Genomic DNA, 15,073 nt, shown 5'->3' with positions numbered 1-15,073 from the left:
CAGCGGCCTACGGGGAGGATGACCACCATGCGGATGCTGGTCACGGTCGTACGCGAAGGCGGTGAGCCGGAGGACGTCGTCGTCACCGCCGACGACACCGCCACGGCAGGTGATGTCGCGGAGGTGCTGACACAGGCCGTCGGGCAAGGCGTCGCCCCGCATGGCGGCGGGACGGGGAACGTCGTGGCCATGCCCGGCACCTCACTGGCTTCGCTGCCCGGCTACGGGACGGCGGTGACCGGAGCACCGGCGCTGTGGGCTGATGGTGTGCTGTGCGATCCTGCGGCACCGGCGACCGGCGTCCTGCGGGACGGCATGCGCGTCTCCGTCGACGGCTCGATAGGCCCGCTGCTGCGCAAAGGCGAGCCCGTCGGACAGTACGAGTTGCGGGTGACCGGCGGCCCCGGTTCCGGCCGGGTGGTCCGACTCGGAGTCGGCGCGGCCACCGCGGGATCCGCACCCACCTGTTCCCTGCCCCTGCCCGATGCCTCACTGCCACCGGTCGCTCTCCGACTGACGATCGACCTCCAGGGCAAGGTCATGCTCACGCCGGAGGCCGGTGCAGGCGTTCAGCTGGACGACGAAACGATGACGGCCGACACCCCGTGGCCGCTCGGTCGGGTCGCACGGGTCGGTGACTCGCTGCTCGTCCTGGACAAGGTGGCTGCGCCGGACGCCCACCTGTCCCCCATGAGCGAGGGCGGCCTCGCCTACAACCGTCCCCCTCGGCTGTCGCCACTGCGGCCCCGGCGACGGCTGGTGGTACCGGTACCGCCCACCAAGGGGGAGCGCGCGCGGTTCCAGTTCATCATGGCCTTCATGCCCATGCTGTTCGGGCTGGCCATGTACTTCTTCACCAAGCAGATCTACATGCTGCTGTTCTGCCTGATGAGCCCGCTCATGATGCTGGGCCAGTGGATCAGTGAGAACCGCGACGGCAAGAAGAAGCACAAGACGTCCCTCAAGCAGTACAAGAAGGACCTCGCGGCCCACGAGGCCGAACTCGTCGCCCTCAGCAAGGAAGAACAGCGCGCCCGGCGTGACGACAATCCCGACCCGGCTGAGGTCCTGCTCTTCGCGACCGGCCCCCGACGCCGCCTGTGGGAGCGCAGGCTCACCGACCCGGATGCGATGCAGCTGCGCATCGGGGTCGGCGCCCTGCCTTCCGATGTGGAACTCGTCTTCGCGCGCGGCGGCACGGCACACGACGAGGAGCCCCCGGAGCCTCCCATCCTTCCGGATGTTCCAGTCACCCTGCCTTTCGCCCGGCTCGGCGTGGTCGGCATCGCGGGTGACCGGGCCCGCGCCCTCGCCACCGCGCGCTGGCTGGCCGTGCAGGCCGCCGTGCTGCACAGCCCCCGGGACCTGTCACTGGTGTCGCTGGCCGCTTCACCCGCCGCCGGCGCCGAATGGCACTGGGCGCACTGGCTGCCGCACACCAACCCCGACGAGGGACAGGAGTGCGTCGCCCTGGTGGGCTTCGACTCCGAGGGCATCACCCGCAGGGTCAACGAACTGCTGAACGAACTGGCTCGACGCAAGGCAGCTCGCGAACAGAACAACATGACGGGCCAGCTGTACCCGGACGCCAACGTGCTGCTGATTCTCGACGGGGCACGACTGCTGCGCCGTGTACCCGGCGTCCCCCAACTCCTGACTGAAGGTCCGCAATACGGCATCTTCGCCCTCTGCATCGACGAGGACGAGCGGCTGCTGCCCGAGGAGTGCAAGGCCGTCGTAGCTTGGTCGCCCGATGCGGCTCACCATGTCCGGGTGCGTGGTTACGGTCTGGAGGCGGTCGGCGACGTCTTGGCCGACCAGGTTCCCTACGAGTGGTGCGAACTCCTTGCCCGCTCACTCGCCCCCATCCGCGACGTCAGCCGCGATGACGCCGATTCCGCCCTTCCCACGTCGGCCCGTCTACTGAACCTGCTCAACATGCCCAACCCGGCCGGTGCCGACGTGGAGCGTGTCTGGCAGGCCGGTGGTTCGACGACGTCCGCACCCATCGGTATCGCCGCCGACGGCATATTCGTCCTGGACATCCGCCGCGACGGGCCGCACGCCCTGGTCGCCGGTACGACGGGTGCTGGTAAGTCCGAGCTCCTGCAGACGATCATCGCCTCGCTCGCGGTGGCGAATCGTCCCGACGCCCTGAACTACGTCCTCATCGACTACAAGGGCGGCAGCGCGTTCATGGACTGCGCTCGCCTGCCGCACACCGTCGGCATGGTCAGCGACCTCGACGCCCACCTGACCGAGCGGGCCCTCGCCTCGCTCGCCGCCGAGTTGCATCGCCGGGAGCGGATCCTCTTCGACGCCGCCACCAAGGACATCGAGGACTACAACGACACCCGCAAGCTCCGCCCTGAACTGGAGCCGATGCCCCGGCTTGTTCTGGTCATCGATGAGTTCGCGTCCCTGGTCGCGGAACTGCCCGACTTCATCGCGGGACTGGTCGACATCGCACGCCGAGGCCGCTCCCTCGGCGTGCACCTGATCCTCGCGACACAGCGTCCCGCGGGTGTGGTGAGCGCCGACATCCGGGCCAACACCAACCTGCGCATCGCCCTGCGGGTGACCGACGCCGCCGAGTCGATGGACGTCATCGACGCACCGGACTCGGGCGCGATCTCGAAGTCGACGCCAGGCCGTATGTACGTCCGTTCCGGCGCCCAGTCCCTGATCGGTGTGCAGTCGGCCCGTATCGGTGGCCGTCGCCCGGCCACGGGTCAAACAGGACCGAAGGCCACGCTCATCCCCCTGCCCTGGAACGCCTACGCCCGCCCGCTGCCCAAGCGGGAAGAGGCCGAGGACGACGGCACGATGGTCACCGACCTGGCCGTCCTCGTGGACGCGGTGCGCGACGGCGCGGAGCGGATGGGCTATGGCGAACAGCGCAGCCCCTGGCTTCCTCCACTGGCGGAATCCGTCACGCTGGACGAACTGTCCACGTACGGCGGCGCACCGGCCACCGCCCCTGGCGACGACGTGGCGCCGATCCCGTACGGCCTGGTCGACCTGCCGGCGAAGCAGACCCGCATGCCGGTGTCCTTGGACCTTGTACACGGCGAGCACACCCTGCTGCTCGGTGGCGCTCGCTCCGGCCGCTCGACGGCACTGCGCACGCTCGCCGGCTCGTTGGCCCGCAACACCTCCCCGCACGATGTGCACGTCTACGCCATCGACTGTGGCTCCAATGCCCTACTGCCCCTGGTGCGTCTGCCGCATGTGGGCGCCGTCGTGACACGCGACGAGCCGGACCGGGCCCGCCGGCTGATCCAGCGCCTGCAGGTGGAGATCGCCCGCCGTCAGCAACTGCTCGCGATGGAGGGCGCTTCCAGCGTTGCGGAACAGCGCGCGGGAGCGTCCCCGGAGGAGCGACTGCCCTGGATGGTCCTGCTCCTGGACAGTTGGGAAGGCTTCGCGTCGACCTTCGAGAACTACAACTACGGTCAATTGCTGGAAGCGGCTCAGCGTCTCTTCCGCGAAGGTTCCGCAGCGGGGCTGAAGGTCGTCATGACGGCCGACCGCAGTGGTCTGAGCGGTCACGTCTCCTCGGCCTTCTCCGACCGACTCGTCATGCGCTTCGCCGACCCGAACGACTACTCCACAGCCGGTCTTCAGGCGCGCGAGGTCCCCAAGAACATGCCGCCCGGACGCGCCCTCCGCATCACGGACACGGGTGTGGACGAGACCCAGATCGGCCTGCTGGCGCAGGACCCGGCCGGTCAGGCCCAGGTCCGCGCGCTCCGCGAGCTCGCGGAGGAGGCGCGAACCCGTTACGGCCGCATTCCGGCGGGCCGACGTCCCCTGCGCGTCGATGCGCTGCCGACGCGCATCACGGCGTCGGAGGCGATGGCCTTGGACCCGGACTTCGTTCCGTCGTCACCGTTGTGGGCGCTGGTCGCCGTGGGAGGTGACGAACTCCACCCCATCGGCATCGACTTGGAGGAGAACGGACCCGGTTTCGTCATTGCGGGCCCGCCGAAGTCCGGCCGTTCGACTGCTCTGCTGTGCGCCGCCGAGTCTCTTCTGCGAGCAGGCACTCCCCTGGTGGTCGTGACGCCTCGCCGGTCTCCGTTGCGGGACCTGGAGGGCCGAGAAGGGGTTCTCGGCATGCTCAACGCGGAAAGCTCGGGTGACGAACTGGAGGAACTCCAGGACCAGCTCGACGGACGGCCGTACGTGGTCGTGGTCGACGACGCCGAACTCCTCTACGACGCGCCGCTGGATGAGCCGCTGGAAGGCGTTATCCGAATGGGAGCCGACGGTGGGGTGGGCCTGCTCGCCGCCGGCACTACGGACTCACTGTCGAGCCAGTACCGGGGTTTCGCAGTCGAGGCCCGCAAGTCCCGCAACGGCATGCTGCTGACACCGCAGAGTTCGTCGGACGGCGAACTGTTCGGCATCCGGCTGCCTGCGAACAGCGGGGGCGGGGCGGCGGGCAGCGGGTTGTTCGTGGCCGGCGGGGCGTTCGTACCCGTTCAGGCTGTGGTGAACGCGTAAGCCGCGAGGGGATCCCGCTCACTGAGCGGGATCCCCTCGGCGCTGCTTTCCTGTTACTGAGAGCGATGAGGCTGGGGGGCCTCCGGGCGGAACGCGCGAAGGATCCAGAGACGACGCCAGATCACTGCCGTGGTGAGACCGAGGCAGATGACAGCCAGAGCCGAAGTGCCGAAGGCGGGCAGGTTTGCTGGCGGGTCCTCTACCCAGCTCTGAGTAAGAATCCGGGAGGGGGCCTCGGGATCGTACGTGACGATCAAGGAAGCGCCGTTTTCCGTTTCGGGAAGCATCCCGGCGTATTCCGAAAGCTTGACCTCGGTGCCTGCCTTGGAACTGCTCACAAGACGGACCTTCACGTACTTCGGCTTCGAGTCGACACCAACGACCGTGGCAGCGGCACTCACCCCGCGGGCACGCAGGTCCTGAACCAAGGATCGCGAGGGGAGCAAGAAGAATAGAGCCATCCCTACGCACAGAAGAAACAGACCAAACCCAGCCAGGATCACACGGAGTTGCGGGAGCAGAGGCCGCGGCTTTGCCCTGGCGCCTTCCTGGCGTGCTCTTTTGATGCGAGGCGGGAGTTGATATTGCCCCGCAGGGCGTTTTCTTCTTTTCTTAATCATACCGTGGCAATCTTATGAGAACCATCCATCCACCGTATTTCTTGACGCTTGACGGATGCGGCGGCGCCGATCGCCTTCCCTGTGCTCTTTGGTGCTCTTGATTGCGCCTGTAACAGCATTGGCGGTCCATCTTTCATTTTCCGTCAAATGGTGGAACGCGGAGCACGGCACGAGTGCGAGTGCGAGAATCCGGATTCACCGTGGGGACGGGCTGAACAGGAAGGATCTACAGCCTGTAGGTATTTACATCGAAGCTCCGGCCGGTACGGGTGACTCGGTACGTCACCCGGCATCGCCGGAGCTTCTTTGCGTACGCGGCGGCCCGCCATCTCATCGTCACGATGCCGGTGACGTACCTGCATCGCACGGAACAACAAGGCTCAGAACAGCCAAGTTGTTCATCAGCAGCACCTTGGGTTCAGATGCCCTTGTTGTACAGGCGGGCCTCGCTCGTGGACACCTTGTCGGGCTCGTTCCGGATGGCGGCGTCAACAAGGGGGAGCAGTTTGTCGACCTGCTCTCCCAAATTCTTGTGACGACCCTGCAGTTCCTGGCGCCAGGCACGAGCGTTCTTACCGACCCAGACCTTGTCACCCTCGATGTCCTCGGTCGGCCCCTTGAGCGCCTTCTTGAGTTGCTCGACCTCCTTTGCCAGATCGCGGCGCAGCTTCTCCAGATCAGCCTTTCTCGGATTGTCCACCTTGGGCTCGGGATCCGCCACAGTCGTCTCCTCTCGTTCATGGAGTATCGGCACGTTGTGAGTCATGCCGTTGCGGCCTGCTCCCTTGCCTTCAGCAAGTTGCGGCGCCGTACCACAAGGAGGATTGCGCTCCCCAGCAATAGGGGAGTGAATGTCAGTGTGATAAGCATTGGCAGCGTCATGGCGGGAGGATCCTCTACCCACTCCGTTGTCAGTACTCGAGTCGGTTCCTGAGGGTCGTAGGTCACCGAAACTGCCGCTCCTGGAAGCAGACCTTCAGGGCGCTTTCCGCCCCAATCGCTGAGCACGGCTTCGACCTCGCCTTCGGGGCCGCTGAATCGCACCTTGACGTTGCCCGCCTCGCCATACTTGTTCTTCGGTGAGGCTGTTATCTCGGCCGCAGCAGGGACCCCTCGGGAGCGCAAATCGTTCACGAGCGCCTGTGAAGGCAGCCAGAACGTGAGAAAGGCCACACATGTCCCCAGGGCCATTGCGAACATCGCCAGGATCAGGCGTCGTTGCGGCAGGGGAGGCTGGCGCACTGCGGCCCGAAGCTGTTGCAAATCCCGGTCCCGAGCCTGCCGTTCCGCGGACTTCGAGGGCAAGGTCCAGTCGTCCCGCGAGCGCTTCTTCTTCTTTGCCATGACATCCAGTTCCTATGCGTCAAAAGCCTAGCCACCCTCCCACTTTCTTGGCAGCCCCTCCAATACTCTTTCCGACGTCCTTGACCGTGTCAGTCACGGCATGTACAACCTTTTTTCCGGTATCGGTATTGAGGGCATAGTAGGCGGCGTAGCCGAGACCTGCGCCCACCACGATGCCCGCTGCCACACCCCAGCCCACCGGCCCGCCCAAAGCCGCCACGGTCGCCGCACCAGCCCAGGCGCCAGCCATTCCGGCTCCAAGAGACGCGACATTCGAGGCGACTGCCACATCGGTGTCCGCGTTGTTGACCTTGATGTCGTACGCGATGCCGCCGATGGTCAGCAGTGAGCCAACCAGCGGCACACGTCCACCCACTCTGAAGACTTTGCCGAGCCAACCGCCCTTCACGGCCGTGGGTGCCCTGGTGTACGGGACCTTGTCAGCGAACCAGCGGGCGGAGTCACCGAGGGATGCCTCCATCAGGCGCGAGAACGAGCCCAGGCCGTACTTGGCGAAGATCCGCTCGGCCTGCCGGGAAGCGGCCTTCGAAGCCTTGGCATTGATCCGCGTCTCCTTCTTGAACTGGGCCCGCTCCGCAGGGGACATGGCATTGATGCGCCGCTCATAGGCCGCCTTCGCCGCCTGTGAGAACTTGCCGGCCTCATCCCAGAGCTGGTCCGCCAGTTTCGACTGGACACCGATGACACCGGCCACTAGACCCGCGTGTACGGTCCAGGTCGCCTTCGGGTCGCCGAGGTCCGTGACCGCCTTCTGGAGGTGCTTCCAGGCGGTGTCCCACAGGTCGGGGTCGTCGCCCTGCATCAGTGCGCGGTTGAAGATGGCGCCGGGCTCGTCCTCGGGAAGGTCGCCGTGGAAGACATCCAGCACCTTGTTGAAACCTGGTGCGGGTTTCTCGGCGCTCGCAGCGGTGGTGAAAGCGGTGCCGAACACCTTGGCGTCGTCTTTGGCCGTCGGCGCGTTGGCCACCGCGATTGCCATGGGTAGGTTCTTGACGAGCTCAGGATCCATGTTGGCGTAGAAGGCCGAGGTGTAGTCCGGATCCTTGCTGCGTTTGGCCAGTTCTTCGGCGATGCGGTGGAACGCGGGTCCTGCTTCGTCAGCACCCATGTCCGCGAGCTCGTTGGCCTCCTTGGCGAGCTTCTCGCCCTCTTCGTGTGCCTGCTTTGCGGTCCACACCGGCTCGCGCAGTTGGACCATGGGAGGCTTGGGCCCCACACCTTCGAACTCCATGGCAGCGGCGAGTGCCTGCCGACGACGCAGCATGGGCAGTTCGTCGTCGACCCAGGAAGCTATCTTCCCGAGCTCCGTGAGGTGGCTCGTGTCCAGCCCAAATTTCTGAAAGCGACTGAGATAAGCGGTCTTTCCCTGATGGAGTGTCTTACTGCCGGAGACCAAGCTGTTTATCGTCTTCATCAGGTTTGCGGGGTTGATTCCCGAGAAGTTTGGATCAACCATTCTTTGCGTCCCCCATGTCCGCCGGTGGCTGCGGGTCGATGAGTATCGCCTGGGCGCCCGACCCCTGCAGCGCCTCTTCGAGCTTGTCGGTGGGGATCGCGACCCACGGCTGATCCTCACCCATCGCATCCACCAGGGCAGCCACGGTAGAGAAAGCCAGAGCGACGAGTTGTGTTCCTCCGGACTCGGCTTCCAAAGGGATGAGCGTCACGTCGACCGTGCCCTCCAAACGAGGCGCACCATCATCGTCCCGTGGCAGGTCCGTCATAGTGGGAACTACAAGGACTTCCGGGGCTTCTTGGAGAGACTGAGCCGAATGCATCCACGCAGCCTATGAGGATGCCTGAATGCGGGGCAATAGCAGGGCCTCGGGGAGGGGGCAGATCGTCCTGGTTGGCCAAGGAGGCCCGTGCAGGGCGCCTTCGTATTGGGTGTGAACACGTTGGCCACTAACGATGTTGGCCGGGCCGGGCCGGTGGGAGGTGGCATAGGCCTGTTCCCATGGCGCGCTTATGGTTGCCCGCCGGAGTCCCCTTCGTGTTCTGCTCACATGCCGCCGGGGCATCCCGTCCGAGGTTGGACGACCTCGAAGGCATGCCCCGGCAAGCTGCGGCATCCGCACGTTCCGCGTCGGCTCAGGTGGCGCGTTCGATGTTGTCGGCGCTGGTGTTGGCCGACTTGCTGGCGTCGTTCAGCGTGTCGACCCACTTGTCGAAGGTCGGCTTCACGTCGTGCCAGTCGTTCCGGAAGCGGTCGGCCTTGGGGCCCTTCCAGTATCCCGAGCTCTGGCTCGTGGCCGTCTCGAGAGCCTTGATGAGGCCCTGGAGGTCGGTGGCCTTCTTGCCGAAGAGCTTGGACAGCTCCCGAAGCTGAGTGAGATCTGCACCGCGATCCATGGCGTTCCTCCCCGTGTCACATAGGTAAACGGACTATCCGTTTGCAACAAGGGACGCTACCGCACCAGACATAGTTGCAGTCCAGTGCCTCCGGAGAGGGGAGCTTCGTGTGAACGAGTGGTGTTGGCCTGGGGCAGGAGCTTGAGGGAGGTCTGCACGGAGCGCCAGTATGCTGAGGCCTCTGGGACAGCGGGGGAGGCTGCTATGGCAAATCCTGACATTCAGGAACTCAACCAGCGGGCCAGCCGGCTGAGGTCACTGGCCGACCACATCGACTCACTTGTCGATGCCGCCAGGAAGCACAGTACGACCGGGATGAAGACCTGGTCGGGCCCGAACGCGGACGACGTGCGCGGGCGGCTCAAGAGTTGGCACACGACGTGCGGCACGGTCGCCAAGGCGCTTCGCGATGAAGCGCACAAGTGCACGCAGGACGCCAAGGACCTGAAGGATGAGAAGAAGTAGCAGGGTTGCCCCTGATACGGCGAGAGGTACCCGTACCAGTGCCCTCGTACGACAGCTCCCTGGGCCCGCTTCCGGCTGGCCGACCGTCACATCGCCGTGTTCGCACACCTCGTGGACAACGAGACGCCACCTGAGGAACTGTGGGACTGGTCGGGCTCCAGCGTATCGGCTTGGTCGGCGAGGAGGGAGAACGGGCGCCGGTGCTGCGCGACCCGACCTGCTCGGCGCCCTGGCCTCCCGATCTCCCTCTAAGGACCCCGAGCTCATTCTTCTAGTCCGCTGTTGCGGGCGGTGGGTGGCCTGCCCGGAACGTAGGTTGAATAGAGTTGAAGGGAGTGGTCGTGGGAGGCGCGGACGGTTCCGGAGCGGGCGCATCGACAGCGTCGTCCGGGCAGGCAATGGTGTACGAGGAGAAGCTGCCGAAGCGCTGGGTGATCGCTACCCCGGGTTCTTGGCGTCTGGGTTGGCTATCAGGCCAGCATCCTGCTTCCCGAGGACAGGACGTATGAGCGGGGTTACGTTCGAGCTGCAGCGTGCGGCATCCGTCGAGGGGCGCCGAGGTGAGGTCCTTTTCGTGGGTTGGGGACGTCGCTGGGCTCGGACGGATTGAGCTCATGTATCCCACGGAGTACAGCGCTTACTCTCGGAGTATCGCGAGTGGCAGTGAGTGGGGAAGGATTCCCGCTCGCGACGCACTTCGGACTGGGCTTCCTGTAGCGACCGCTGCTGGCCAGCGGGGAACTGCAGGTCGATTGGGAGCCGGCAGGGCTTCCCAGGAATGTGTGGCTGCCTGGCCGGAATGTGCGTTCCCTGAGGATTCAAGTCAAGGGGCGGGCATACGCGTATGCCCAGCGGAGCGGGAGGCGCAGCCATGGGCTGGTACGCCCTGGGGTCGCCGTACACATGAGGCGTTCCAGCTGGGCGAAACCGCAGACCGTCTCAGGAGCATGCCTGGGCGAGGCAGTTTCACCCGACCTCAGCATCCACTCGTCCTTGAGGGAGTGTACACATGGGATCTTTCGACCTTCGGGGCGCTAGTGTCGCTGCCCGGCCGCTTCATCAACCGGTGGGTCTTTTGATGCCCTGCCCGACTTTCTCTCGTCAACTATTCACGCTGTTCGACTTCTTCAAGTAGTCTCATCTGCTCGACTCTTCAGTGAGATTCTTCAACGATCTCTGACGTCAGGGGGATACAACAGAATGCCCGCCATGGATGCAGCCCGACGCCGACTGCGCCTATCCGATTTCCATGTCAGCGTGCTCGGGCTTCTCGTGGAAGAGGAGCAGATTCCCGAGGAACTGTTCCAGGCTCGGGTCGAGTTGCGGGAGGTGGGGATCCTTGAAGCAGATGACAAGATCGCGGCCGACCTCTATCCACTTGTCGCCACGCTCATGGAACCGCGGGTCATTGCCCAGGTGGAGATGAGCGGCCCCAAGGGGGTTACTCAAAGTGGAGCAGTCATCGGCGACGACTTCATTTTCACGCACGAGAACTGGCCCGGTGAGGCGGAGTCGGAGTACGTTCCTGCGGAGCCCGAGACGCTCGTGTGGGCCCTCGCCAGGATGGTCGATTTGCATCGGGATTTCACCGTCGGGGTCGAGTCCGACGAGGTGATCATTTCGACCATGGGTGCGTTCGACGCTCTGGTCGCCCGGATGGAAACGGGGCAGTTCGGGAGGCCTGAGGTCGCGGCCGAAGGGACGGACGCTCCGGTTCGGTTGGCGGAGGTACTGTCCCAGCTCAACTGCATGTGGCGCATGACCGTGGCCTGGCAAGGGGCGGGTGCGCCGGGGAATGGGCTGGCAGCAACGGCGCTCGCGGTATGGGACTGCGGGGTCGAGGGGTATTGGCTGCGGGAGTTGCCCGCCGAGCCGGTGGCCGACGGCCAGGTGGACCACAGCAGTGAGTTGAGGGTGCGGCGCACCTCGGCCAAGGAACTGTGGCAGCTGATCACGGACCTGCTGCCGGACGGGTCGCAACTCGCGTCCGCGCAGTAGTCCCAGCCTGCCTCTTGAGGCATATGTGCATGACCGCAGCAACCTGGCGGTACGTCACTGTCCTGTCCTGCGCCTTCCGGACCAGTCCTTGCACGGCGCAGCACATGATCACGGGGAAAGAATGAGCAACAGTGCCAAGCGCATGGCTAATCCGGAGGACATGGAACACCTGGCCAAGCTGTTGGATGGCAGAGGCCAACTACGGGACAAACTGGACGAGGCCTTTACCCGCGCGTCCGGTCTGAGCGTGACCGATAAGTTGGCCGCCCTCAAACCCATGCGGAACTGGGCCGACGGCACGGCGGTCGATCTTCGGCGCCGCGCGGCCATTCTGCGGGCCGACAAGGGTGATCCCAAAGCCGCCGCATTGTACGCGGGGTTCACGCCGGAGGAGTTGAAGGGCGCACACCTTCCACCCGATGCCATGCTGATCGCGAACGCCTCCGTTGCGAACGGTGACAAGTTCGACACCAAGTGGTTGGAGCGGCAGAAGGGCGAGACGCTCTCGGACTGGATCCAGCGCATCAAGGGTGATGCCGTCGCCAAGGTGACAGACGATAAGAATCTCGGGGAAGTTGTCGGGGATTACATCGACCTGACGGCAATGGTCTCTACAGTTCCGGGCGCCTTCAAGATGACGGCCGTGGGCACCACTCAGTTGATCTCGTACTTCAAGAGCCTCAAGAATCCTGGCGAGGTCAAATTCCTGAAGGCGCCTGGCACCACGCTCGCTCAGCTCTTGAAGGGGCAGGCGACATCTCGATTTATTCCTGCACGTATCAAAGCCCTGGCTGCAACCATTGGGGCACGTACTCCTGCGCCGATTTTTGATGTGCTGACCGGAAAGGACAGCCTCGCGGCCTTTTCGGGGAGAAATTGGGCTTGGGAGGCGAACCTGCTCAAGGTCGGCAAGAACGCCGGTGCTGTGAGCAGGGCGACCGGCGCGAGTCGGCTGAGTGCCTTTGCCTCCGGAGCCGGGACAGCGATGCGGACGGCCGGCTGGTGGCGTGCTGCCGGCGTCGGCGGCAGCGCGGTGTCCACGGTGATCGGTGCCGTCGACCTTGTGCAGGAAGGAAACCCTGTCGAGGCCTTCAAACGGGACAAGGTCGGATATGTAGCGAAGGCTTCCGGTGTGGCCTTCAATGCTTCCATGACGATGGCCATGGTCGCGCCCACCCCCATCACGATCGGCGCCGCTGTGGTCACGGGTGCCGTCTATGGTGTTGCGACCATCGCCGATAACTGGGAGACCGTCAAGAAGTTCCCGGGAAAGGTCGCGGACGCCGGGGCCTGGGCAGGGAAGAAGATCAGTGAGGGAGCCGGGAAACTTGCCGACGGCGCGAAGGCACTGGGCAGTGCGCTCAATCCCTTTGATTGATCCTTCGTGGCGGGAGAGGTTAGGGTCGGAGAATGTCTCAATTTTCATTCGAGCTTGAGCGCTTCACGAATACAGTGACGTCGATGAATCAACGTCACGTGAACTGCTGGCGAGGTGACGTCGGCGGGCTGGGCCCAGTTGAACTCGTCGTTCCTGCCTTGGAGGTCGTTCCTGTTAGTGAACGTGCCGAGTATGAAGGCGCCATGGTGACCGGTGAGAACATTCCGATGTCCTCCTTCAAAGCTCTCCGGTACGGCGGGCGGCCTCGCGTGGCCGAAGGGAAGTTGAGCGTGGCAGGGCAGCATGCGTCCTTCACCCGGAAGACCTTGCGGATGGGTAGAGGCGCCCGGGCTCTGAGGATCTGGGCCGTGGGGCGGGAGTACCGGTACCGGGAGGAAGCGAACCGGCGGCAGCACGTGTTGGAGCGCCCAGAGTCCCGTATCGTCATGGTCCGTTCCAGTGCGTCAGATCCGGAGATCATTTCCGGAACGGCTCACGGAGCTGTGGATTCTGTTGACATCAGTCTCGCGATCCTGTTCGAGGGTGTGTACACGCGCAACCTGTCGTTTCGAGGTGCCCTGATCTCGGCTCCGGGAAGATTCTTGGATTCGGTGTCTAAGCTCTCTTGATTTTCTACAGACCTTCAAATCGTGCTCTCGGGTTGGCTGACGGCCCTCGATCCCTGCGGCAACCGGCTGTGTGAGGTACGCGCAAGGCGGCGGGCTGACCCATGAACGGCGGGCCCTCGGCGGGAAGTTGCAGGTTGAGGCGGCCGAGCGGCTCGCCCAAGGCGACGAGAACGCGGTCATCGCGCACAGCTGCGGGTCAGCATCCGATTGGTACAGTGCTGGCGCAAGGCCTGGTCAGAGGACAGTTCGGGAGCCCTGGCCCTCCCAGGGCCGGCGTCATTGCCGTCGCTGGGTGAGCTTCTTCGATGTGGCCACCGATCGGGTGACGGTCCGTGAAGCGCAACGAGCAAGGCCCCCGGGCTGTTGATCGAGATGTCTGACGTCTCAATCACGTTGCTCGGGGGCCTCGTTGGTCATCCATCCTGCCGCACTCGACCTGCCGCATGCACTCGTGGAGTGGGTCACCATGCTGATCGTCACCCGTGAGGTCGACCGGCGCTGCAAGCTCCGTCTGTCCCAGCGCGCGATGGTGGCACTGGTGTACCTGCGCGAACACACCACTCTGGCGAAGATCGCTGCTGGGTTCGGGATCAGCGAGTCCACCGCCCATGCCTACACCAGCGCGGTCGTCGACCTGCTCGCCGCATGTGCACCGGGTCTGCTCAAGACGCTGCGCGAGCACGAACCCGACTTCGTCCTGCTCGACGACACTCTCGCCGAATGCGACCGGGTCGGCGACGGCCGGGCCGACTACTCCCACAAGCACCGCCGCCACGGCGTGAACGTGCAGGTCGTCACCGATCCCGACGGCCGGCTGCTGTGGCTCTCGCCCGCCCTGCCGGGCCGCACCCACGAACCTGACCGCCGCCCGCACCCACCGGATCATCCGGATTTGCGAGCGTCAGGACGTTCCCATCGTGGCCGATCTCGCGTACCAGGGCGCCGGTCCGTGGCTGACCACGGGCATCAAACGCAAGCCCCTGCAGGAACTGACCCCCACCGAGAAGACCCGCAACCGTGCCCTGGCCGCAGCACGCGCACCCGTCGAACGTGGCGTCGCTCGCCTGAAGTCCTGGCGGATCTTCCGCAGGTCCCGCTGCAGCCCCAACCGCATGACGTCAGTCGCCAAGGCCATCCTCACACTGGAGTTGCAACGCTGAAGAAGCTCGATGAACGACGTGTATGCGTTCATCGAGGCGGAGAAGACCACCCACCCAGTCGCTCTGTAGTGCCGACTGCTGAAGGTGGCCCGGTCCTCCTTCTGCGCCTGGCAGGCCGGCGAGAGGCCCGCGCCGCCCGCCGGGCCGCCGCCGACGCACTGGCCCACGAGATCACCGTGCTGCACATCGCCTCCAGGCACACCTACGGGGTGCCGCGCATCCACGCCGAGCTGCGCAGGCTGGACCGTCGGGTCAACCGCAAGCGAGTGGAGCGGACCATGCGCTAGCGCGACATCTGCGGGGTCACCCGGCGCAAGCGCCGGTCGCTGAAACCCGTCCGCGAAGAGGGCGGTACCCGCCACGGACCTGATCGGCCGCGACTTCACGGCCGACGCCCCGGGCCGGAAACCGGTCGGTGACATCACCTACCTCCCCACCGTCGAGGGCTGGCTGTATCTGGCGACCTGGCTGGACCTCGCCACCCGTGAGATCGTCGGCTACTCAATGAGCAGTGTGCATCGTGACGTTGCAGGTCACGGGTCTGGTATGCGCGGGGTTCGCGATGCTCGGGCTGGTCGCGGGCCGATGGCCATGGTG

At 65.1% G+C, this 15,073-nt stretch carries 11 protein-coding genes and 1 pseudogene; 6 read left to right on the top strand and 6 right to left on the bottom strand.

Annotation, left to right across the window (positions count from 1 at the left end; all coding sequences use genetic code 11):
* Positions 1-27 precede the first annotated feature (27 nt).
* Complete coding sequence (locus ACZ5TL_RS36950; RefSeq protein WP_468595210.1) at positions 28-4,509, top strand: FtsK/SpoIIIE domain-containing protein; 4,482 nt, start codon at positions 28-30, stop codon at positions 4,507-4,509.
* Between the two features lie 53 nt (positions 4,510-4,562).
* Here ACZ5TL_RS36950 and ACZ5TL_RS36945 read toward each other — a convergent pair whose 3' ends face one another.
* The 6 genes from ACZ5TL_RS36945 to ACZ5TL_RS36920 form a co-directional block, all read right to left on the bottom strand.
* A complete protein-coding gene (locus ACZ5TL_RS36945) occupies positions 4,563-4,847 on the bottom strand; it encodes a hypothetical protein (RefSeq protein ID WP_468595173.1) in 285 nt (94 codons plus the stop codon).
* A 700-nt stretch (positions 4,848-5,547) separates the two neighbouring features.
* A complete protein-coding gene (locus tag ACZ5TL_RS36940) occupies positions 5,548-5,850 on the bottom strand; it encodes a hypothetical protein (protein WP_468595172.1) in 303 nt (100 codons plus the stop codon).
* Between the two features lie 41 nt (positions 5,851-5,891).
* A complete protein-coding gene (locus ACZ5TL_RS36935) occupies positions 5,892-6,473 on the bottom strand; it encodes a DUF3592 domain-containing protein (protein ID WP_468595171.1) in 582 nt (193 codons plus the stop codon).
* Between the two features lie 19 nt (positions 6,474-6,492).
* Positions 6,493-7,950: a hypothetical protein gene (locus ACZ5TL_RS36930; protein ID WP_468595170.1), complete on the bottom strand. Its 1,458-nt coding sequence runs from the start codon at positions 7,948-7,950 to the stop codon at positions 6,493-6,495.
* Complete coding sequence (locus tag ACZ5TL_RS36925) at positions 7,943-8,218, bottom strand: SAV_915 family protein (RefSeq protein WP_468595169.1); 276 nt, start codon at positions 8,216-8,218, stop codon at positions 7,943-7,945. Before ACZ5TL_RS36925 ends, ACZ5TL_RS36930 begins: the two co-directional genes overlap by 8 nt.
* Positions 8,219-8,585: 367 nt before the next feature.
* Positions 8,586-8,846: a WXG100 family type VII secretion target gene (locus ACZ5TL_RS36920; RefSeq protein WP_193505604.1), complete on the bottom strand. Its 261-nt coding sequence runs from the start codon at positions 8,844-8,846 to the stop codon at positions 8,586-8,588.
* Positions 8,847-9,050: 204 nt separating this feature from the next.
* Here ACZ5TL_RS36920 and ACZ5TL_RS36915 point away from each other — a divergent pair, with 204 nt between their 5' ends.
* The 5 genes and pseudogenes from ACZ5TL_RS36915 to ACZ5TL_RS36895 all read left to right on the top strand — a co-directional run bounded on the left by ACZ5TL_RS36915 (position 9,051) and on the right by ACZ5TL_RS36895 (position 14,763).
* Positions 9,051-9,311 (top strand): WXG100 family type VII secretion target, encoded by a 261-nt coding sequence (locus tag ACZ5TL_RS36915; protein ID WP_468595168.1) that lies wholly within the window; start codon positions 9,051-9,053, stop codon positions 9,309-9,311.
* 1,209 nt (positions 9,312-10,520) lie between these two features.
* Positions 10,521-11,309: a hypothetical protein gene (locus ACZ5TL_RS36910; RefSeq protein WP_468595167.1), complete on the top strand. Its 789-nt coding sequence runs from the start codon at positions 10,521-10,523 to the stop codon at positions 11,307-11,309.
* Positions 11,310-11,430: 121 nt separating this feature from the next.
* Positions 11,431-12,687: a mucin-2 gene (locus ACZ5TL_RS36905; RefSeq protein ID WP_468595166.1), complete on the top strand. Its 1,257-nt coding sequence runs from the start codon at positions 11,431-11,433 to the stop codon at positions 12,685-12,687.
* A 1,038-nt stretch (positions 12,688-13,725) separates the two neighbouring features.
* A pseudogene (locus ACZ5TL_RS36900) lies at positions 13,726-14,476 on the top strand (transposase).
* Between the two features lie 68 nt (positions 14,477-14,544).
* The gene (locus ACZ5TL_RS36895) at positions 14,545-14,763 is read left to right on the top strand and encodes an IS3 family transposase (protein ID WP_468595165.1); all 219 of its coding nucleotides are present in this window, start codon (positions 14,545-14,547) and stop codon (positions 14,761-14,763) included.
* Positions 14,764-15,073: the final 310 nt, after the last annotated feature.

Source organism: Streptomyces sp. NPDC033136 (genome assembly GCF_055578235.1).
The sequence above is the reverse complement of the archived record's forward strand: the minus strand, read 5'-3'. Positions and strand labels throughout refer to the sequence as shown.